Origin of the sequence: Acidiphilium sp. PM, from assembly GCF_000219295.1 — a bacterium.
Lineage (GTDB): Bacteria > Pseudomonadota > Alphaproteobacteria > Acetobacterales > Acetobacteraceae > Acidiphilium > Acidiphilium multivorum.
The window spans coordinates 1-20,565 of sequence record NZ_AFPR01000495.1 but is presented as its reverse complement, the minus strand read 5'-3'; the positions used below and the strand labels follow the sequence as shown (position 1 = coordinate 20,565).

The 20,565-nt window shown below is 70.1% G+C and carries 17 protein-coding genes; 7 read left to right on the top strand and 10 right to left on the bottom strand.

The annotated features are described in order from the left end of the window. The 4 genes from APM_RS15690 to APM_RS15675 form a co-directional block, all read left to right on the top strand. Positions 1-936: iron-containing alcohol dehydrogenase (locus tag APM_RS15690; RefSeq protein ID WP_007424366.1), on the top strand; the 936-nt coding region annotated here is incomplete at its 5' end. A 148-nt stretch (positions 937-1,084) separates the two neighbouring features. Beyond that, a complete protein-coding gene (locus APM_RS15685; protein ID WP_007424365.1) occupies positions 1,085-2,164 on the top strand; it encodes a GGDEF domain-containing protein in 1,080 nt (359 codons plus the stop codon). A 32-nt stretch (positions 2,165-2,196) separates the two neighbouring features. Then, on the top strand, positions 2,197-5,616 hold the full coding sequence (gene dnaE, locus APM_RS15680) for a DNA polymerase III subunit alpha (protein WP_007424364.1): 3,420 nt from the start codon (positions 2,197-2,199) through the stop codon (positions 5,614-5,616). Between the two features lie 83 nt (positions 5,617-5,699). Continuing rightward, positions 5,700-6,869, top strand: coding sequence for an acetyl-CoA acetyltransferase (locus tag APM_RS15675; protein WP_007424363.1), 1,170 nt, complete (start codon positions 5,700-5,702; stop codon positions 6,867-6,869). Positions 6,870-6,933: 64 nt separating this feature from the next. Here the strand turns inward: APM_RS15675 and APM_RS15670 are convergent, their stop codons facing one another. The 4 genes from APM_RS15670 to APM_RS15655 form a co-directional block, all read right to left on the bottom strand. Next, complete coding sequence (locus APM_RS15670; RefSeq protein WP_007424362.1) at positions 6,934-7,683, bottom strand: SDR family oxidoreductase; 750 nt, start codon at positions 7,681-7,683, stop codon at positions 6,934-6,936. 127 nt (positions 7,684-7,810) lie between these two features. Continuing rightward, on the bottom strand, positions 7,811-8,791 hold the full coding sequence (gene denD, locus APM_RS15665) for a D-erythronate dehydrogenase (protein ID WP_241763174.1): 981 nt from the start codon (positions 8,789-8,791) through the stop codon (positions 7,811-7,813). Positions 8,792-8,968: 177 nt separating this feature from the next. Continuing rightward, positions 8,969-9,364, bottom strand: a complete 396-nt coding sequence (locus APM_RS15660; RefSeq protein WP_007424360.1) for a cupin domain-containing protein — start codon at positions 9,362-9,364, stop codon at positions 8,969-8,971. A 67-nt stretch (positions 9,365-9,431) separates the two neighbouring features. Then, positions 9,432-10,058 (bottom strand): class I SAM-dependent methyltransferase, encoded by a 627-nt coding sequence (locus APM_RS15655; RefSeq protein ID WP_007424359.1) that lies wholly within the window; start codon positions 10,056-10,058, stop codon positions 9,432-9,434. Between the two features lie 153 nt (positions 10,059-10,211). Here APM_RS15655 and APM_RS15650 point away from each other — a divergent pair, with 153 nt between their 5' ends. Next, positions 10,212-11,690 (top strand): amidase, encoded by a 1,479-nt coding sequence (locus APM_RS15650; RefSeq protein WP_007424358.1) that lies wholly within the window; start codon positions 10,212-10,214, stop codon positions 11,688-11,690. 19 nt (positions 11,691-11,709) lie between these two features. On the opposite strand, the gene APM_RS15645 is transcribed toward APM_RS15650, so the two are convergent. The 6 genes from APM_RS15645 to APM_RS15620 are packed head-to-tail and all read right to left on the bottom strand — an operon-like array spanning position 11,710 to position 17,430. Then, complete coding sequence (locus APM_RS15645) at positions 11,710-12,588, bottom strand: ParB/RepB/Spo0J family partition protein (RefSeq protein ID WP_007424357.1); 879 nt, start codon at positions 12,586-12,588, stop codon at positions 11,710-11,712. Beyond that, positions 12,585-13,376 carry a ParA family protein gene (locus APM_RS15640; RefSeq protein WP_007424356.1) on the bottom strand — a complete coding sequence of 264 codons (792 nt, stop codon included), beginning with the start codon at positions 13,374-13,376 and terminating at the stop codon, positions 12,585-12,587. The genes APM_RS15645 and APM_RS15640 overlap by 4 nt, the downstream gene beginning before the upstream one ends. After that, the gene (gene rsmG / locus APM_RS15635; protein WP_007424355.1) at positions 13,366-14,019 is read right to left on the bottom strand and encodes a 16S rRNA (guanine(527)-N(7))-methyltransferase RsmG; all 654 of its coding nucleotides are present in this window, start codon (positions 14,017-14,019) and stop codon (positions 13,366-13,368) included. The genes APM_RS15640 and rsmG overlap by 11 nt, the downstream gene beginning before the upstream one ends. Beyond that, the gene (mnmG, locus tag APM_RS15630) at positions 14,016-15,746 is read right to left on the bottom strand and encodes a tRNA uridine-5-carboxymethylaminomethyl(34) synthesis enzyme MnmG (protein WP_007424354.1); all 1,731 of its coding nucleotides are present in this window, start codon (positions 15,744-15,746) and stop codon (positions 14,016-14,018) included. Before mnmG ends, rsmG begins: the two co-directional genes overlap by 4 nt. A 35-nt stretch (positions 15,747-15,781) precedes the next feature. Beyond that, the gene (mnmE, locus tag APM_RS15625; RefSeq protein ID WP_007424353.1) at positions 15,782-17,083 is read right to left on the bottom strand and encodes a tRNA uridine-5-carboxymethylaminomethyl(34) synthesis GTPase MnmE; all 1,302 of its coding nucleotides are present in this window, start codon (positions 17,081-17,083) and stop codon (positions 15,782-15,784) included. Continuing rightward, positions 17,080-17,430 carry a ferredoxin gene (locus tag APM_RS15620; protein ID WP_007424351.1) on the bottom strand — a complete coding sequence of 117 codons (351 nt, stop codon included), beginning with the start codon at positions 17,428-17,430 and terminating at the stop codon, positions 17,080-17,082. The genes mnmE and APM_RS15620 overlap by 4 nt, the downstream gene beginning before the upstream one ends. A gap of 99 nt (positions 17,431-17,529) precedes the next feature. On the opposite strand from APM_RS15620, the gene APM_RS15615 reads away from it, so the two are divergent. Next, the gene (locus APM_RS15615; protein ID WP_007424352.1) at positions 17,530-19,584 is read left to right on the top strand and encodes a thioredoxin domain-containing protein; all 2,055 of its coding nucleotides are present in this window, start codon (positions 17,530-17,532) and stop codon (positions 19,582-19,584) included. A 41-nt stretch (positions 19,585-19,625) separates the two neighbouring features. Beyond that, positions 19,626-20,565, top strand: a 940-nt coding sequence (locus tag APM_RS15610) for an Mrp/NBP35 family ATP-binding protein (RefSeq protein WP_007424350.1), incomplete at its 3' end; no start/stop codon positions are given.

Genomic DNA, 20,565 nt, shown 5'->3' with positions numbered 1-20,565 from the left:
GTCGCCGCCGGCGTTGCCGCCTTCCGCGCGCACGAGGCGGATCTCGTCGTCGCGATCGGCGGCGGCAGCGCGCTCGATTGCGGCAAGACCATCGCCCTCGCCGCCGCGACCGACCGGCCGCTCTGGGATTTCGAGATCACCCTCGCCGCCCCCGCGCTCGACCGGCCAATGGTGCCCATTCTCGCGGTGCCGACCACCGCCGGCACCGGCTCGGAAGTCGGCCGCGCCTCGGTCATCACCGACGAGGAGGCCGCCCGCAAGGTGATCCTGCTGCACCCGCAGATGCTGCCGCGCCTCGTCATGCTCGATCCCGAACTCACCATCGGCCTGCCCGCGACCCTCACCGCCTGGACCGGGATGGACGCGCTCGCCCACAATCTCGAAGCCTATTGCATCGACGCCTGGCACCCGATGGCGGACGGCGTCGCCGTCGAGGGGATGCGGCTGATCCATGGCAGCCTCGTCACCGCGACGACCGATGGCCGCAACCTCGCCGCCCGCGGCACCATGCTCGCCGCCGCCTCGATGGGCGCGACCGCCTTCCAGAAGGGCCTCGGCGCGATCCATTCGCTCAGCCACCCGATCGGCGCGCACTGCCACGCCCATCACGGCCTGACCAACGCCGTGCTGATGCCCTACGTGCTGGAATTCAACCGCCCGGCGATCGAGCCGAAAATCGTGCAGGTCGCGCGCTGCCTCGGCATCGGGGGCGGGTTCGAGGGCTTCCGCGACTGGGTGATCGACCTGCGGAAGGCGCTTGGCATCCCGCACACGGTGGAGGCGCTGGGCGTCACCGCGCCGATGCTCGACCAGCTTTCCGAGGAAGCCTTCCGCGATCCGAACACGCCGGACAATCCCCGCCCGGCCGACACCGCCGCCCTGCGCCGCATCCTCGCCGCCGCCCTCGAAGGCCGGCTCGACGGCCTGTCCCGCTGAACCGTGACCGTTTCCGTTCCATGCGCGGGACGGAAACGGCGCGTCTCAATATACGACTATTTTCTTATTATTGTATAACAGCCAAGAATGACTTGTTGTCATCGCCGGATTTAACCGGGGCTTTACCTGTGGATGATAGCAATGACTCATGCAACAGGTGATCAACCGGTCTCCTCTTTCTGACAACGCGCCCGACGACGACAGCAATGTCGCGATCATCGGCGTCGCGCAGGCCGTCTGGGCCGAGATGGCGCTGCATGGCATCGTGCCGACGCCGCACGCCTATGAGATCTGTTTCGCCTATCGCAGGGGCGACAACCCGACCCTTTGCGACTTTATCGACCAGCACCACCCGAATCTTGCGAACCTCACGCCGGACGCGATCGAGTCGCTGCACGCGCGCTTCTTCAATGACTCGTCCGTCAGCGAGGACCTCGCGAGCAACGTGCTGGGTCTGCAGGAAGCCGCGGACACGCTTGTCGGCCATATCACCGGCAATCAGTCCGCGCTCAGGGACTATGGCGACACGCTCGCCGGCTGGGCGAAACGCCTCGACCATGAGCCGACCATCGCGAGTCTCGTTGCCGCGGTCGCGGCGCTGACGGCGGAAACCACCCGCGCCGCCGCGCGCAACCGTGCGCTCGAGGAAAAACTCGCGAACTCGGTCCAGCGGATCAACCGGCTAAGGCAGTCCCTCAGCGTCGCCCGGGCGGAAGCCACCACCGATTCCCTGACGGCCATCACCAACCGCCGCGCCTTCGACACCAAGGCACGGCGGTTCATCACCCAGACGCGCGGCGCGGCCCCGCTCGTCGCCTGCCTCGTCCTGTTCGATATCGACAACTTCAAATGGTTCAACGACGTCCATGGCCACCAGACCGGTGACCTGATCCTCCGCCTCGTCGCGCGCCTGCTGTCCGACAGCGTCAAGGGCCGCGACACCGTCGCCCGCTATGGCGGCGAGGAATTCGCGGTGCTGCTCGCCGGAGCGGATCTCAGATCGGCCATTTCCGTGGCACGGCAGATCTGCCAGTCGATGGCCGATCGCAAACTGGTCAAGCGTTCCTCGGGCCAGCAGCTGACCCAGGTTACCCTGTCCGCCGGCGTCGCCCAGTTCATCGGCGGCGAAAACCTCGCGAGCTGGGTCAGCCGCGCAGATGCGGCACTCTACCGGGCCAAGGAACTCGGCCGCAACCGCGTCTGCAGCGAACTCGACCTGGCCGGCTGACCGGCCCGGCCGGTTCGTGCTAGAGCGGCCTCATGCCGCACGCCGATTTCGTCCATCTCCGCGTCCACTCCGCCTATTCCCTCTCCGAAGGCGCCATCAAGCCGGACAAGATCGCCACCCTCGCGCGCGACAACGCGATGCCCGCCGTCGCCATCACCGACACCTCGAACCTGTTCGGCTCGATCGAGTTCTCCCAGGCCTGCATGGGCAAGGGCGTGCAGCCCATCGTCGGCTGCCAGATCGGCCTTGCCCGAACCGACCTGCCGCGGCTGCCGCCCGACCCGCTGGTGCTGCTCGCGAAGGACGCCACCGGCTTCGCCAATCTCTCGAAACTCTCCTCCCGCAGCTTTCTCGACACCGAACCCGGCCTCCGCCCGCAAATCAGCCTCGATACGCTGCGCGACCATCACGAGGGCCTGTTCCTCCTCACCGGCGGCCGCTTCGGCCCGGTCGGCCGCCTGCTCGGCGACGGCCAGCGCCCCGAGGCCGCGCGCCTGCTCGCCGCCCTCGCCGAAACCTTCCCCGACCGTCTCGCCGTCGAGCTGGAACGTCACGACCTGCCAACCGAGCGCGCGGTCGAGCCAGGGCTGATCACGCTGGCGGACGAAGCCGGCCTGCCGCTCGTCGCCACCAACGAATGCTTCTTCGCCACCGAGACGATGCACGAGGCGCATGACGCGCTGCTCTGCATCGCCGAAGGCCGGGTTCTCTCCGAGGCCGAGCGCCGCCGCGTAACACCGCATCACTGGTTCAAGCCGGCGGCGGAGATGCGCCGCCGCTTCGCCGACCTGCCCGATGCCTGCGACAACACGCTGGCCATCGCCCGGCGCTGCGCCATCGCCGCCCCCACCCGCAAGCCGCTGCTGCCGATCTGCCCCAAGGTGCGCGACGGCGCGACCGAGGCGGAAACCCTCCGCGCCATGGCCGAGGAAGGCCTCGCGCTCCGCCTCGCCGCGATGAACGCCGATGCGGCGACGGCGGCGAAATACCGCGAGCGCCTCGCCCTCGAACTCGGCATCATCGAGCAGATGGGCTTCCCCGGCTACTTCCTGATCGTGGCCGACTTCATCCAGTGGGCGAAATCCCAGGGCATCCCGGTCGGCCCCGGCCGCGGCTCGGGCGCCGGCTCGCTCGCCGCCTGGGCGCTGCTGATCACCGATATCGACCCGATCCCCTTCAACCTGCTGTTCGAGCGCTTCCTCAACCCCGAGCGCGTCTCGATGCCGGATTTCGACATCGATTTCTGCCAGGAGCGGCGCGACGAGGTGATCGCCTATGTCCGCCGCGAATACGGTGCAGACCGCGTCGCCCAGATCATCACCTTCGGCAAGCTCCAGGCCCGCGCCGCGGTGCGCGACGTCGGCCGCGTGCTCGGCCTGCCCTATGGCCAGGTCAACAAGGTCGCCGAGATCGTGCCCAACAACCCGGCCAAGCCGATCCCGCTGGCCGAGGCCGTGGATGCCGAGCCCCGCCTGCGCGAGATGCGGGACTCCGATGAATCGGTGAAGCGCCTGATCGAGATCGCGATGCAGGTCGAGGGCCTCTACCGCCACGCCTCCACCCATGCCGCCGGCGTCGTCATCGGCGACCGCCCGCTGGACGAGCTTGTCCCGCTCTACAAAGACCCGCGCTCGGACATGCTCATCACCCAGTATTCGATGAAGCATGTCGAACAGGCCGGCCTCGTGAAGTTCGACTTCCTCGGCCTGACCACGCTGACCATCATCAGCCGCGCGCTGAACTTCCTCGACGGCCTCGGTACCCCGGTCGACATCGCGAAGATCCCGCTCGACGATGCGAAAACCTACGAAATGCTCTCCCGCGCCGAGGCCGGCGGCGTGTTCCAGTTCGAAACCCAGGGCTTCCGCGACGTGCTGCGCCAGATGCGCCCCGACCGGTTCGAGGACCTGATCGCCGCCGTCGCCCTCAACCGCCCGGGCCCGATGGCCAACATCCCCGCCTATTGCGCCCGCAAACACGGCGAATCCTGGGAAAGCCCCGACCCGTCGATCCACGAGATCCTCTCCGAGACCTACGGCATCATGGTCTACCAGGAGCAGGTCATGCAGATCGCCCAGAAAATGGCGGGCTACAGCCTCGGCGCCGCCGACCTGCTGCGCCGCGCCATGGGCAAGAAGATCCGCGCCGAGATGGAGGCGCAGCGGAAAATCTTCGTCGAGGGCGCGGTCGCGCGCGGCACCGCCGAGGCCAAGGCCGTCGAGGTGTTCGACCTGATGGCGAAATTCGCCGATTACGGCTTCAACAAATCCCACGCCGCCGCCTACGCGCTGGTCTCCTACCAGACCGCCTGGCTGCGCGCGAACCACCCCGCCGCCTTCATCGCCGCCTCGATGAGCCTGTCCCAGGCCAACCACGAGAAACTCGCCGCCCTCAAACAGGACGCGGTGCGGATCGGCATTCCCGTCCTGCCGCCTGACATCAACGCCTCTGCGGCCGATTTCACCGTCGAACGCCAGGCGGACGGCACGCTCGCCATCCGCTACGCCCTCGCCGCGATCAAGCGCGTCGGCGCCGGCGCGATGCAGGACGTGGTGCGCGCCCGCGCCAACCGCCCCTTCGCCGACCTCGCCGATTTCGCCGCCCGCGTCGATCCCCGTGCGCTCAACAAGGCGCAGATCGAGCAGCTCGCCCGCGCCGGCGCCTTCGACCGGATCGACCCCAACCGCGCCCGCGTCGCCGCCGGCGCCGAGCTGCTGGTCCGCCGCGCCCAGGCCGAAGCCGAATCCCGCGCCTCCGGCCAGATCAACCTGTTCGGCGACGCCGCCGCCCCCGAACCCCTGCCCCTGCCCGACGTGCCGGACTGGCCGGCCTTCGAGCGGCTGAGCTTCGAGGCCGAGGCGGTGGGCTATCACCTTACCGCCCACCCGCTCGATGCCTACGACACCGTGCTGCGCCGCCTCGGCGTCGTTCCCTCGAACCTGATCGAGGCGCGGGCGAAGGCCGGCATCGGCCGGGTCAAGCTCGCCGGCGCCGTGGTCGGCCGCAAGGAGCGCACCACCCGCACCGGCAGCCGCATGGCCTGGGTCATGCTGTCCGACCAGGCCGGCGGCTTCGAGGTCACGCTGTTCTCCGAACTCCTCGCCACCGCGCGCGAGCTGCTCGCCGAGGGCGCGATGCTGCTCGTCACCGCCGATCTGCGGCTCGATGGCGAAAGCCTGCGCGTCACCGCGGTCGATGTCGAACCGCTCGACAAGGCGGCGGCCAATGCCGGCGCGGGGCTGCGCATCACCGTCGAGGGGCGCGAGGCGCTCGGCTCGATCCGAGCGCTGCTGGAGCGCGAGGGCCGCGGCAAGGGCCGCGTGCTGCTCGCCCCGCGGATCGACACCGGTGCCCGGCTCGACATCGCACTGCCCGGCGGCTTCAACGTCTCGCCCCGCCTCGCCCAGGCGATGAAGATGATCCGCGGCGTCGCCGAGGTGGCGGAGCTCTGATCCGCCATCTTGCCCTCGGCGGCAGGCGCGTCCCATATTCGTGAAAACGCCGCACGCTTGCGCGGCACCGCGAGGAGACCACCATGACCAGCACCGCCATCGCCGGCTGGGCGCACACGCGTTTCGGCAAATCCGACAGCCCCGATCTCGAGGATCTCCTGGCCGAGGCCGCCACCGGCGCCATCGCCCATGCCGGGATCGACCCGAACGAGATCGACGCCGTCTTCGTCGGCAACTTCAACAACGGCTTCACCAGGCAGGATTTCCCCTCCTCGCTGCCGATGCAGGCCGTCCCCGAACTCCGCTTCAAGCCGGCGACGCGTTACGAGAACGCCTGCGCCTCCGGCTCCGCCGCCATCCATGCGGCGCGGGATTTCATCGCCGCCGGCCGCGGCCGCATCGCGCTGGTTCTCGGCGGTGAGAAGATGACCGCCTGCCCCAAGGAGCAGGTCGGCGAAAACCTCCTCGGCGCCTGCTACCGGCGCGAGGAGGGCGACATCCAGGCCGGGTTCGCCGGTGTGTTCGGCCGCATCGCCGAGAGCTATTTCCAGCGCTTCGGCGACCAGTCCGACGCGCTGGCCGCCATCGCCGCGAAGAACCACCGCAACGGGGTCGACAATCCCTACGCGCAGATGCGCCGCGATCTCGGCTTCGAGTTCTGCCGCCGTGAATCGGAAAAAAATCCTATCGTCGCCGGCCCGTTGAAGCGCACCGACTGCTCGCTGGTCAGCGACGGCGCCGCGTCCCTCATTCTGACCGACGAGGACACCGCCCGCGCCTTGCCGCAGGCCGTGCGTTTCCGGGCCGCCGCCCATGTGAATGATTTCCTACCGCTCTCCCGCCGCGACCCGACAAGGTTCGAAGCCGGCGAACGCGCCTGGGCGCAGGCGCTCGCCGCCGCCGGCCTCACGCTCGACGACCTGTCCTTCGTCGAGACGCATGACTGCTTCACCATCGCCGAGCTGATCGAATACGAGGCGATGGGCCTCGTCCCGCGCGGCCAGGGGGCGCGCGCCGTGCTGGAGGGCATCACCGCGCCGGATGGAAGGCTGCCGGTCAACCGCTCCGGCGGGCTGAAATCCAAGGGCCACCCGGTCGGCGCCACCGGTGTCTCGATGCATGTGATGGCGGCGATGCAGCTCACCGGCACCGCCGGCGACATGCAGCTCCCCCGCGCCGACCTCGCCGGCATCTACAACATGGGCGGCGCCGGGGTCGCCAACTACGTCTCGATCCTCGACCGCCTGAACTGACGGTTTCCCGAACCCGCCGCACCCGACCCGCCTCGCGCCGGGCCGGGTGCGGGGGATGCAAACATCAGCCGCGGCCGACGAAGGGCATGTTGGTCGCCATCACGGTGACGAACAGCGCGTTCGCATCCGCGGGCAGCCCGGCCATGTAGACCAGCGTCCGCCCCACCGACTCGACATCCATCGTCGGCTCCGCCTTCATCGAGCCGTCCGCCTGTGGCACGCCGGTGGTCATCCGCCGCGTCATCGGGGTGGCGGCGTTGCCGATATCGATCTGACCGCAGGCGATATCATGCGCCCGCCCGTCCAGCGCGATGGTGCGCGTCAGCCCGGTGATCGCGTGCTTGCTCGCCGTATAGGCCGCCGAGCCGGGCCGCGGCACATGCGCCGAGATCGAGCCGTTGTTGATGATCCGCCCGCCGCGCGGCGCCTGGTCGCGCATCATCCGGAAGGCGGCGTTGGCGCAGAGAAACGCGCCATCGAGATTGACCGCGATGACGTGCCGCCACTGCGCCCAGGTCATGTCGCCGAAATTGGTGGTCGGCACGTTGTTGCCGGCGTTGTTGAACAGCAGGTCGAGCCGCCCGAACCGTGCGCGCACCGCCGCGAACAGCGCCTCCACCGCGTCAGGATCGGTAATATCCGCCGGAAACGCCTCGGCCTTGGCCCCCGCGCCCGCCTCGTCAATCGTCTCCTCCAGCGCCTCGCGCCGCCGCCCGACCAGCGCCACCGTCCAGCCATCGGCCAGCAGCGCGAGCGTCGCCGCCCGCCCCACGCCGCTGCCGGCCCCCGTCACCATCGCGATCCTGCTCATCATCCCGCTCCCGTCCCGTTGCGCCGTTAGAGCACGTTCCGATCCTGATCGATCGGATGTCGTGCTCTATCTCGTTGATACCTAGAGCCTCTTCATCCGATCAGATGACTCCATCCGATCGGATGATGCTCTAGCCCGGCAGACTGCCGCCAAGCTCATCCTCGATATGCACGCGGATGATCTCGTCGAATGTCGTCTCCGCCGCGAAGCCGAGCGTCTTCGCCCGTGTCGCGGTGAAATTCTCCGGCCAGCCGGCGACGATCCGCGCGATGGTCGGGTCAGGCACGCGGCGGATCAGCTTCACCGCCCGCTCGCCGGCCACCCGCCGCAGCGCCTCGATCTGCTCGCCCACCGTGGCCGACAGGCCGGGCAGGTTCAGCGTCCGCCGGTTGCCGAGCGGGGCGAGATCCATCGACGCCGCGCGGACCAGGAAACCCACCGCCGCGCGCGGGCTCGCATGCCAGTGCCGCACGCTCTCCTCCACCGGCAGCACCGCCTCCTGCCCCACCAGCGGCTCGCGCAGGATGTTCGAGAAGAAGCCCGAGGCCGCCGCGTTCGGCTTGCCGGGACGGATGCAGATCGTCGGCAGCCGGATCGCGATGCCGTCCATGAAGCCGCGCCGCGTGTAGTCGTTGAGCAGCAGCTCGCCGATCGCCTTCTGCGCGCCATAGCTGGTCAGCGGCGCGCAGAAGAACTCGTCGTCGATCACCTCCGGGAAGGGCGCGCCGAACACCGCGATCGACGAGGTGAACACCACGCGCGGCCGGTAGGGCGCCTTCGCCGCCTCCGCCCGGATCGCCTCGAACAGCAGGCGGGTGCCGTCGAGATTGATGCGATATCCCTTGTCGAAATCCGCCTCCGCCTCGCCCGAGACGATGGCGGCGAGATGCACGATCACCTCCGGCCGTGCGGCGACCAGTGCGGCGGCAACGCCCGGCGCCGAAAGATCCGCCGCCTCGCAGGACGCCTTTCCCGCAAACCCCGCCGGCGCCTCCGGCGCGACCACGTCGATCAGGCTCAGCGCCTCGACCGGCTTGCCCTCCAGCGCCCCGTCGGCCGCGATCCGCGCCGCCAGCTTGCGGCCGAGCATGCCCCCGGCCCCGATGATCATCACCTGCATATCCGCTCCGTTCCTCCGCCGTTGATCGCGCCTGCGCGCATTCTCGTCTGTCTTGCCTGATGCCGCCGCCGGCCCGCGCCACTCAACACGGGTCAGGGCGACGTTTCTACCTTTTATATATATTCTCCAATCTCCCGCGGCCGCAACCGCGGAGACGCATTTCGGACGTCAGCGGCGGTACTCGTCGCCCGTCACATGCTCGAGCCAGGTGACGGCCGAACCATCGAGCCGCTCCTGGATCGCGTAATGGCTCATTCCCGTCGTCGGCGTGGCGCCATGCCAGTGCCGCTCGCCCGGCGCGAACCACACCACGTCACCCGGCCGGATCTCCTCGACCGGCCCGCCCTCGCGCTGCACCCAGCCGAGTCCCGACGTGACGATCAGCGTCTGCCCGAGCGGATGCGTGTGCCAGGCCGTCCGCGCCCCGGGCTCGAAGGTGACATGCGCCGCCGCGACCCGCGCCGGCTCCGGCGCCGTGTTGACCGGATCGATCCGCACCGATCCGGTAAAATACGCCTGGGGTCCAGGCGTTGAGTCCCGCGCGCCGCTTCGCCAGATTTCCATTGTCCTGCTCCTTTGTCCGTCCGTCGCCTTCCCGCCAGAAGAGCAAACCCGCCCGCCGGCGGCAATATCAGTTCCGCGGCTCCGGCAGCCGCCCGCCACGCGCAGCCTCCGCCGCGGTGGCCTTGCGCAGCACGACCTCGATCGCGCATTCGGACGCCGGCAGCATCGTCTGGTCCATGCGCTCCATGCGGTAGAGAAAGGTCGAATCCAGCAATTCGACCTTCAGCGGCATCACGCCGTCGAGCTGCGCGATCAGGGCCAGCACGTTCACCGAGCGGGGACTCCAGGTCGTCTTCTTGTACAGCGTGAAGGTACATTTGTGATCGGCGTTGAACGTCGAGGGGAAAACGCCCTGTTCGTACAGATCCTCATCGGGCACCAGAACCACCATGTGCCCGCCCGGCTTGAGCACCCGCAGCCAGTTGCGCAGCGCCACCAGCGGGTCGCGCATGTGTTCGAGGCAGTGCGAGGAGTGCACGAAATCGAAGCTCGCGTCCGGCACACCCTCGAGATACTGGGCATCGCCGTCCGCGAGATCCCAGCTCCGCACCTCGCGCATGAGCGGGAACAGCTCGGCGTAGAAGGAAATCGGGTCCGGGCCCGAGCCGATATCGATCCCCTCGCCCACGAAATATCGCGTGGCGAATCGCGAATCGGTCAGGCGCCGCATGATCGACTTGCTCGCTTCCCGCACGTCCGTCTCTCCCCCGCCGCGGCGTCCGAGGCCCGGCGCGGCGGAGATTACCCGTTCCGGCCGATGCACGAAAGCGGCGGCAGACCGGCTTGACCAGGCGGCATCGCCGGGGCGTTATCGCATCCGACCCCAGCCAGAGGATGTTCGCCCGCGATGACCGAACCCTGCGACCTGCCAGCGACCGAAGCGCGCCGCCTGATCGGCAGCCGGAAGCTCTCCCCCGTCGAACTCACCGAAAGCTGCATCGCCCGCATCGAGCGCGTCGATCACGCCGTCAATGCGATGGTCGCGCGCGATTTCGAGCGCGCCCGCGCCGCTGCCCATGCCGCCGAGGACGCGGTGATGGCGGGCAACCGCCTCGGCCGGCTGCATGGCCTGCCGCTCGGCATCAAGGACCTGGAGGATACCGAGGGGCTGCGCACGACCTATGGCAGCCTGATGTTCCGCGACAATGTGCCGAAGACCGACCAGCACCTCGTCGCCACCATCCGGGCGGCGGGCGGAATCGTCCTCGGCAAGACCAACACGCCGGAATTCGGCGCCGGCGGCAATACCCGCAACCTCGTCTATGGCGCCACCGGCAACCCGTTCGATCCCACCAAATCCGCCGCCGGCTCCTCCGGCGGCTCGGCCGTCGCCCTCGCCACCGCCATGGTCCCGCTCGCCACCGGCTCGGACATGGGCGGCAGCCTGCGCAACCCGGCGTCGTTTTGCGGCATCGTCGGCATGCGCCCCTCGCCCGGCCTGTTCCCCTCGGAAAAGCGCCTGCTCGGCCCCTCCGGCCTCGGCGTGCTCGGCCCGATGGCGCGCTCCGCCGCCGACCTCGCCCTGATGTTCGACGCCACCGCCAGCCACGATCCGCGCGACATGCTCTCGGCGCCGCTCTCGACCGACGAGGCAGCTTCCCGGGCCGCCGCCGATCTCGGCACGCTGCGCGCCGCCTTCACCCCGGATTTCGGCTTCGCGCCCACCTCGCGTCAGACCCGCGCCCTCTTCGCCGACCGCGCCGCGCGCCTTGCCCCGCTCTTCGCCAGCGCCGAGGACGCAACCCCCGACTGCCGCCACGCGGACGAGACCTTCGCCATCCTCCGCGCCGTCAATTTCCTGGCCTCCTTCGGCGCCACCTACCACACCGACCCCGACCGGCTCGGCCCCAATGTCCGCGCCAATGTCGAGGAAGGGCTGCGCTACACCGCGGCCGACGTCGCCCGCGCCCTGCACGCGCAGACCACGCTCTACGGAGCCTGGCAGCGCTTCTTCGCGACGCATGACGTGCTGATCACACCGGCGGTGACCATCCAACCCCGGCCATGGACCGAGCTGTTCCCGGCCGAAATCGACGGCGTGGCAACGAAATCCTATTACCACTGGCTGGCGCTGGCCTATGCCGTCACCCTGGCCGGCCATCCGTCGGTCTGCCTGCCGCTCGGCACCGATGCCGACGGCATGCCGTTCGGCGTGCAGATCATCGGGCGCCGCCACGGCGACCGCGCGGTGATCGAGACCGCGAAGGCGATCGAGGCGATGGGCGCGGCAATGGGACCGGAACTCTCCCGACCGGTGCCGGACATCGAATCGCTCGCCGCCGCGCGGCCGATCCGCGAGATGGCGGGCTTTCTCGACATGGGCTGATGCCGCCCGCCGCGGCGGCTTACTGGCCGCCGCGCAGCAGGGCGAGGATGCCGTCGAGCTGGTCGAGATCCTGATAGGCGAGCGACACCGACCCGCCCTTGCCATCGAATGTCACCTTGACCCGAAGGCCGAGCAACGCGGTGAGCTCGGTTTCGAGGCTGCGCGTCACGCTGTTCTCTGTCGCCTCGCGGCGGGACCGGCCCGGCTTCGGCACCAGCGCCGCCTGCACCATTGCCTCGGTCTGCCGCACCGTCAGCCGCTTCGCGACGATCGCCCGCGCCGCCGCTTCGGGATCGGGGTGCTGCAACAGGGCGCGGGCGTGGCCGGCGCTCAGGTCGCCGCCGCGCAACGCCTTCTGCACCGAGGTCGGCAGGTTGAGCAGCCGCATCATGTTGGCGACATGCGGGCGCGATTTCGCCACCACGCGCGCCAGTTCCTCCTGGATCAGGCCGAACTCCTCGACCAGGCGGCGATACCCTTCCGCCTCCTCGATCGGGTCGAGATCCTGGCGCTGCAGGTTCTCCACCAGCCCCGCGGCCATCGCGTCGCTGTCGGAGAGGGCGCGCACCAGCACCGGCACCTCGTGCAGCCCCGCCCGCTGTGCCGCCCGCCATCGGCGCTCTCCGGCGATGATCTGATACTGCCCGGCCTTGTCGGGCACCGCCCGCACCAGCAGCGGCTGCAATACACCCTGCGCCTTGAGCGAGGCGGCCAGTTCCTCGAGCGCCGTTTCGTCCATCGCCTGGCGCGGCTGGAACGGCCCGGGATGCAGCGCCGCGACCGGCACATGCCGAACGCCCTCGCCCATGGCCGCCTGCCCGGCCGCCGCGACGGTGCCCGGCCCGAGCAGCTCCGCCAGCCCCTTGCCGAGCCGGCGCGGCGTCTCCCGCGCGCTCATACGCCAGCCTCCACCGGCTTCTGCCGCTGCAGGAATTCAGCCGCGAGCGCCACATAGGCCTGCGCGCCGACCGAGCGGAAATCGTAGAGCAGCACCGGCTTGCCATGGCTCGGCGATTCGGTGATGCGGATATTGCGCGGGATCGCGGTGTCGAACACGCGGCCGCCGAAATAGGCGCGCACGTCGTCCGACACGGCCTGGGCGAGATTGTTGCGTCGGTCCAGCATGGTCAGCACCACCCCCTCCAGCGCCAGGCCCGGATTGAGCGAGTGGCGCACCAGATCGATCGTCCGCATCAGCTGGCTGATTCCCTCCAGCGCGAAGAACTCGCATTGCAGCGGGATCAGCACCGAGGAGGCGGCCACCAGCGCATTCAGCGTCAGCAGGCCGAGGCCGGGCGGACAGTCGATGAACACATAGCCGAACTGCCCGGCCAACCCTGGCTCGTCCAGCGCGCGCCGCACCAGATGCTCCCGCCCCTCGGCGCCGGCGAACTCGATATCGGCGCCGATCAGGTCCTCGGTCGCGGGAATGATCAGCAGGCCCGGCACCTCGGTCGGCAGCACGAGGCTGGCCGCCGGCGCCTCGCCGGTCATCAGCGCGTAGCTGCCGATCCCGCGCTCGTCGGTGCCGATGCCGAAACCGGTGCTGGCATTGCCCTGCGGGTCGAGATCGATCAGCAGCACGCGCTCACCCGTCGCGGCCAGCGCCGTCGCGAGATTGATCGCGGTGGTGGTCTTGCCCACCCCGCCTTTCTGGTTGGCGATCGCGATGATCTTAGGCTGCACGGCGTAACTCGCTGATCCGGAGAATCGCGGCACCCGCATCCGTCTGGCTGGGGAACCGCTCCGCCCTCATCTGCCAGCCCTCGGCGGCCGCGGTCAATTCGGCATCGGCGCCACGCCCCTTGAGGAACAGGCAAACCCCGCCGGGGGCCAGCAGCGGCGCCGCATAGCCGAGCAGCACGGGCAAAGCCGCCAGGGCACGCGCCGTCACCAGCGGCGAGGGCTCGAGCCGGGCCTGCTCGATTCGCACCGGCAGCACGGTGGCGTTCAGTTTCAGCTCGGCGATCGCGGTTTGCAGGAATGCGGCCTTGCGCCGGTCGGATTCGATCAGGGTGAAACCGATCTCCGGCCGGGCGATCGCCAGCACCAGCCCGGGCAATCCGCCGCCTGAGCCGAGATCCGCGGCGCGGAAGGCACCCTGCGGGACGAGCGGCAGCATCTGGAGCGAATCGAGAATATGTCGGTTCCAGATTTCGGCAGGCGCGGCATCCTTGCGCGAGACCAGATTGATTCGCGCGGTCCAGCGAAGAATCAGCGCCGCGAAGGCTTCGAGCCGCGACAATGTTTCACGTGAAACAAGCGCCTCGATCCGCTCCCGTGTTTCACGTGAAACATCGCCCGCCGACGCGCCGCCCCCGCCGCTCATGCCGCGAGCGGCCGCGGCCGGCGGAGGGCGGCGAACAGCGCGCCCAGGGCCGCCGGCGTCATGCCCTCAAGCCGCCCGGCGACCCCCAGCGTCTCCGGGCGGACCCGTTCGAGCCGGGCGCGGATCTCCGCCGACAATCCGCCGACCACGGAAAAATCGAAATCCGGCGGAATCAGCACGGCGTCATCCTTGGCCCGCGCGCGGATCTCGCTTTCCTGCCGAGTCAGATATCCCTCGTAGAGCCGGTCCGCCGCGACGATCGCCGCCGCCTGTTCGCTCCCGGCTCCACCGTCGCGGACCGTGGCAACCGCTGCCGCCAGCGCCGCGAACGCCGCCTGCCGCGCCGGGCCCACACATCCCCAGTCCAGCCCGCGTGGCGTCAGCCGCAGATCGGCATTGTCCGCCCGCAGGCTCAACCGATGCTCCGCCCGCGAGGTGAACATCCGGTACGGCTCGCTGACCCCCCGCGTGACCAGATCATCCACCAGCACGCCGATATACCCCTCGTGCCGGCGCACCGTGACCATCGACCGTCCGGCCGCGACCAGCGCCGCGTTCACCCCGGCCAGCAGCCCCTGCGCGCCGGCTTCCTCATACCCGGTGGTGCCGTTGATCTGCCCGGCCAGGAACAGGCCCGGCACCTTCTTCAGCGCCAGCGCATGGGTGAGCTCGCGCGGGTCGACATAATCATATTCCACCGCATAGCCCGGCCGCAGCAGCACGGCGCGGGAAAGCCCCGGCATGGTGCGGATGAACGCTTCCTGCACCTCTTCCGGCAGACTGGTCGAAATCCCGTTCGGATAGACCGTTTCGTCCTCCAGCCCCTCCGGCTCCAGAAACACCTGATGCCGCGGCCGCTCGGCGAAGCGCACCACCTTGTCCTCGATCGACGGGCAATAGCGCGGCCCCGCACCGTCGATCCGCCCGCCATACACCGCCGAGCGGTGCAGGTTGGCGTTGATGATCGCATGGGTCTCCGGCGTCGTCTCGCTGATCCGGCAGGAGATTTGCGGGTTGGCGATCCGCCCGGTCAGCAGGCTGAACGGCGCGGGCTCCGCCTCGCCCCGGTCCTCCGGCAGCGCCTCCCAGTCGATCGAGCGCCGGTCCAGCCGCGCCGGCGTGCCGGTCTTGAGCCGGCCAAGCGCCAGGCCCAGCCCGCGCAGCCGCGCCGACAGCGCGTTCGACGCCGCATCGCCAACCCGCCCGCCTTCCTCCGTGCGCTCCCCAAAATGCAGCACGCCGCGCAGAAAGGTCCCGGTGGTCAGCACCGCCGCCCGGCAGGCGATGCGCGCGCCCGCACCGGTGATCACCGCCGCCAGCGCGCCATCCGCCGACAGTTCGAGGTCCGCCGCCTCGCCTTCGAGGATCGTCAGCCCCTCCTGCGCGGCCAGCAGCGCCTGCACCGCCGCGCGATACAGGCCCCGGTCCGCCTGCGCGCGCGGCCCCCAGACGGCCGGCCCCTTGCTGCGGTTGAGCATCTTGAAATGGATGCAGGCGGCATCAGCGGCGCGGCCCATGATGCCATCCAGCGCGTCGATCTCGCGGACGAGATGCCCCTTGCCGATCCCGCCGATCGCCGGATTGCACGACATCTCGCCGATCCGGTCCCGCCGGTGGGTCAGCAGCAGCGTCCGCGCTCCCATCCGCGCCGCCGCCGCCGCCGCCTCGGTGCCGGCATGGCCGCCCCCGATCACCACAACATCGAACATATCCCGCAAGCTCGTCATGCGCGGGCCTATAGCACCATTTGCCGGATGGAAGGCTATTTGCCGATGCAGAAGCTGGAAAATACCTGGTCGAGCACGTCCTCGACGCCGATCGTCCCGGTCAGCCGGGCCAGCGCCGCCGCCGCCGCCTGCATCTCCTCGGCCCGCAATTCCGGCACATCAATGGCAAGCGCGCGGTCCAGCGCCGCCGCGACATCGCGCAGGCAGGCGATCTGCCGGGGCCGCGGCAGCGCCGGCCCGGCGCCGCGCTCGACCAACGCCTCCACCCGCGCGCGCAACGCGGCCAGCAATTCCGCCAGCCCCGCGCCTGTCCGGGCACTCACCGCCAGCATCCCCTCCGGCACCGCACCGCCCAGATCCGCCTTGGTGGCGATCCGCAGCGCGGGCACATCCGCAGGCGCGTCGGGAACTACGAAATCGGGCGCAGCACCGCAAAGGATCAAAAGATCAGCCCGGCGCGCATGGGCCTCGGCCCGGCGCACGCCCTCCGCCTCGATCGCATCATCCGACCGCCGCAGCCCCGCCGTGTCCACCAGCCGCACCGGAACCCCACCCAAATCGAGCCGCACGCCGATCGCATCGCGCGTCGTCCCCGGAATGTCGGAGACGATCGCAACCTCCTCGCCGGCAAGCGCGTTGACCAGGGTGGACTTGCCGGCATTCGGCGCGCCGAGCACGACGATCTCCACCCCCTCGCGCAGCCGCTCGGCCGCAAGCCCGGCGCCGATGGCGGCAACGATTTCGTCGCGCAGCCGCGCCATCGAAGCCAGCATCGCGGCTTCCACCTCCGCCGGCAGGTCTTCATCCGCGAAGTCGATCAGCGCCGCGAGCTGCGCCATCAGCCCGATCAGCGCCTCCCGCCAGGCGGCGACCGCCCGACTCATCGCCCCGCCCGCGAGGTCGAGCGCGAGTTGCCGTTGCGCCTCGGTCTCGGCGTCGATCAGGTCGGCGATGCCCTCGGCCTCCAGCAGGTCGAGCCGGCTGTTGAGAAAGGCGCGGCGGGAGAACTCGCCCGGTTCCGCCGGCCGCGCGCCGAGATCGAGCAGGGCGGCGGTGATCGCCGCGCGCACCGCCCGGCCGCCATGCAGGTGGAACTCGGCATAATCCTCGCCGGTCACGCTGGCCGGGCCGGGAAACCACAGCAGCAGCCCGCGGTCGATGATTCCGCGCCGCCCATCGCGAAAACTGCGCAGGCTGGCGCGGCGTGGCGCCGGCAGGCTGCCGGCCAGCGCCCCGATCACCCGCGCCACCCCCGCCCCGCTGAGGCGGAGGAGCGAAATGGCGCCGCCGACGCCGCTCGCCGGCGCGAAGATCACGTCGGACGGAGCGAGACTCATTTCGCCGGCGCGACCTCGCCCGGCAGCATCAGCTCGGCGACCGGGCGGCCGCCCTGCAAATCCTCGGTCAGGATGCGGTCCACCGCGTCGCGGTCCGGCACGCGATACCAGCGCCCCGCCGGGTAGATCACCACGGTCGGCCCGTGCTCGCAGCGGTCGAGACAGCCGGCGGCGTTGATGCGCACGCCCTGCAGCCCGAGTTCCTTCGCGCGGGCCTTCATGTAGTCGCGCAGTTTCTCCGATCCCTTGCCGCCGCAGGAGCCGCGCGGATGTCCCTCCGGGCGGTGATTGCCGCAGACGAAGACGTGATGGGCGAAATACGGAGGCTGCGCCGGAACATCATTCATGTCGTTCAGCTTTCATATCAATCTCGGGAAGAGCCCTCGCGTTCGGGCGCCGGACTGCTATCTACCGGAGCAGAAACGCTTCAGAAAGTCCGCAGCTCCATGTCCAGCACGCTCGACCGCAACACCCTCGCCGACGCCACCTCGCCCTATCTGCTCCAGCACGCCGACAATCCGGTCCACTGGCAGATGTGGTCGGACGCGACGCTGGCGGCAGCACGGGCGGCGAACAGGCTGATCCTGCTCTCGATCGGCTATGCCGCCTGCCACTGGTGCCACGTGATGGCGCATGAGAGCTTCGAGGACCCGGCGACGGCGGCGCTGATGAACCGGCTCTACGTCAACATCAAGGTCGATCGCGAGGAACGGCCGGACATCGACGGCATCTACATGACCGCGGTGCAGGCGATGGGCGAGCAGGGCGGCTGGCCGCTCACCGTGATCATGACGCCGGATGGCGCGCCGATCTTCGGCGGCACCTATTTCCCGCCCGAGCCGCGCTGGGGCCGGCCCTCGTTCCGGCAGGTGCTGGAAATGGTCGCCGATGCCTGGAAAAAGGACGGCGAGAAATTCGCCCGCAGCGGCGCCTCGCTGCTCAGGCGCATCGCCGCCCATGCCGAGCTGAAGCCCGGCGCACCGATCGCCCCCGGCGACCTCGCGGCGGTGACCGAGCGGTTCCTCGGCATGATGGACTGGGAGGAAGGCGGGCTGCGCGGCGCGCCGAAATTCCCCAACGCGCCGATCTTCCGCTTCCTCTGGGGCGAATATGCCCGCACCGGCCGGCACGAGGCGGGCGCGGTCGTCGCGCTGATGCTCGCGCGCATGGCCCAGGGCGGCATCTGCGACCATCTCGGCGGCGGCTTCGCCCGCTACGCCACCGATGAAAGCTGGCTGGTGCCGCATTTCGAGAAGATGCTCTACGACAACGCGCAGCTGCTCGACCTGCTCGCCCTCGCCCATGCCGCCGAGCCGGACCTGCTGCTCGCCGCCCGCGCCGCCGAACTGGTCGAGTGGCTGCGGCGGGACATGCGGGCGCGGCACGACCCCGCGCCGGACGGGACGCTCGCCTTCGCCGCCTCGGAAGACGCCGATTCCGAGGGCGAGGAAGGTAAGTTCTATGTCTGGACGCGCGACGAGATCGCATCCGTGCTCGGGGCGGACATGGCGCTGTTCGAGGATCACTACCCCTGCCCCGCCGCCGGCAACTGGGAGGGCAAGCTGATCCTCACCCGTGCCACGCACCCCGAACACCCCGAGACAGAGGCGCGCCTCGCCGCCCTGCGCGCCCGCCTGTTCGCCGCCCGCGAAGGCAGGGTCCGCCCCGGCTGGGACGACAAGATCCTGGCCGACTGGAACGGCCTCGCCATCGCCGCCCTCGCGCGGGCGAGCGCGGTCTTCGCCCGGCCGGACTGGCTCGATCTCGCCATCGCGGCGCACGGTGCCGTCACCGCCCTGCTCGGCCGCGAGGACGGGCGGTTCGACCATGCGATCCGCCGGGGCAGGATCTCGGCCTCCGGCCTGCTCGACGACCAGGCGGCGATGCTGCGCGCCACCCTGGCCCTCTACCAGGCGACCGGGCGCGCCGCCTATCTCGACCAGGCGGAGCTTATCGCCGGGGCAACGCTGGCCGCCTTCGGCGACGGCCAGGGTGGGCTTCATCTCACCGCCGCGGACGCGGCCGACCTGCCCGGCGGCATCCGCCCCCGCGCCTCGTTCGACAACGCGACCCCCTCCGGCGCCGGCCTGTTCGCCGAGGGGCTGGCGATCCTGCATCACCTGACCGGCAGCGCCGCGCATCGCGATGCGGCGGCAGCGCTGATCGGCGCGCATACCGGCGAGCGGCGCGCCCTTTCCGCCTTCCCCACCCTGCTCGGTGCGGCGGCACTGCTGGAGGAGGGGGCGAGCGTCGTCATCGTCGGCGATGCGGCCGATCCGCGCTTCGCCGCACTGCACCGCGCCGCCCTCGCCCATTTCGACCCGGCGGTGGTGGTGCTGCCGGTGGGCGATGCCGCCGCGCTGCCGGAAGGCCACCCGGCGCATGGCAAGAGCGCCGCCGAACCGGCCGCCTTCGTCTGCCGCGCCCAGGCCTGCTCGCTGCCGGTGAGCGATCCGGCGCTGCTGCGCGGCCAGATTTCCCAACGCGCCGGCGTGGCGTAAACCCGACCACAGGCTGACCCAGAGGCTGACAAGGACAGATCATGGCTGCGATAGACGAAACTGCGGTGCGCGCGCGCATCGGCGCCTTCCGGACGGCGGAGGGCGCGGGCATTCCCGCCGGCATGGTGGACAGCGTCGCCACCCGCGAGGGGCTGGTGCAGGTGGCGCTGATGGTGGCGAAGGCGGATGCCGCGCGGCAGGAGCCGATGCGCCGGGCGCTGGAGGCCGATCTCGCCGCGATGCCGGGCGTGCGCAACGCGACGGTGATGTTCACCGCCCCGCGCGCCGCCGCCCCGCAGCCACAGGCGCAGGAGCCGGGCACGCTGCTCGGCCAGGTGGGCTCGATCGTCGCGGTCGCCTCGGGCAAGGGCGGGGTCGGGAAATCGACCGTCGCCGTCAATCTCGCGGTGGCGCTGGCGCGGCAGGGCAAGCGCGTCGGCCTGCTCGATGCCGACATCTACGGCCCCTCGCTGCCGCGCATGCTCGGCACGAAGGGCAAGCCCGAGATGGCGGGCAACAAGCTCGTGCCGATCGAGGCCTGGGGGCTGAAGGCGATCTCGATCGGCCATGTCGTCGAGGAGGAAACCGCGATGGTCTGGCGCGGGCCGATGGTGCTCAACGCGCTGACCCAGCTGATGACGCAGGTCGCCTGGCCCGAGCTGGATGTCATGGTGCTCGACCTGCCGCCCGGCACCGGCGACGTGCAGCTCACCCTCGCCCAGCGGCTGAAACTCGCCGGCGCGGTGATCGTCTCCACCCCGCAGGACATCTCGCTGCTCGATGCGCGGCGCGGCATTTCGATGTTCCGTCAGGTGCGGGTGCCGATCCTCGGCGTGGTCGAGAACATGAGCTTCTTCTGCTGCCCGAATTGCGGCACGCGGACCGAGATTTTCGGCCATGGCGGCGCCGAGGCCGAGGCGCAGCGGCTCGGCGTGCCCTTCCTCGGCGCGGTGCCGCTGCTGGCACCGATCCGCGAGACCT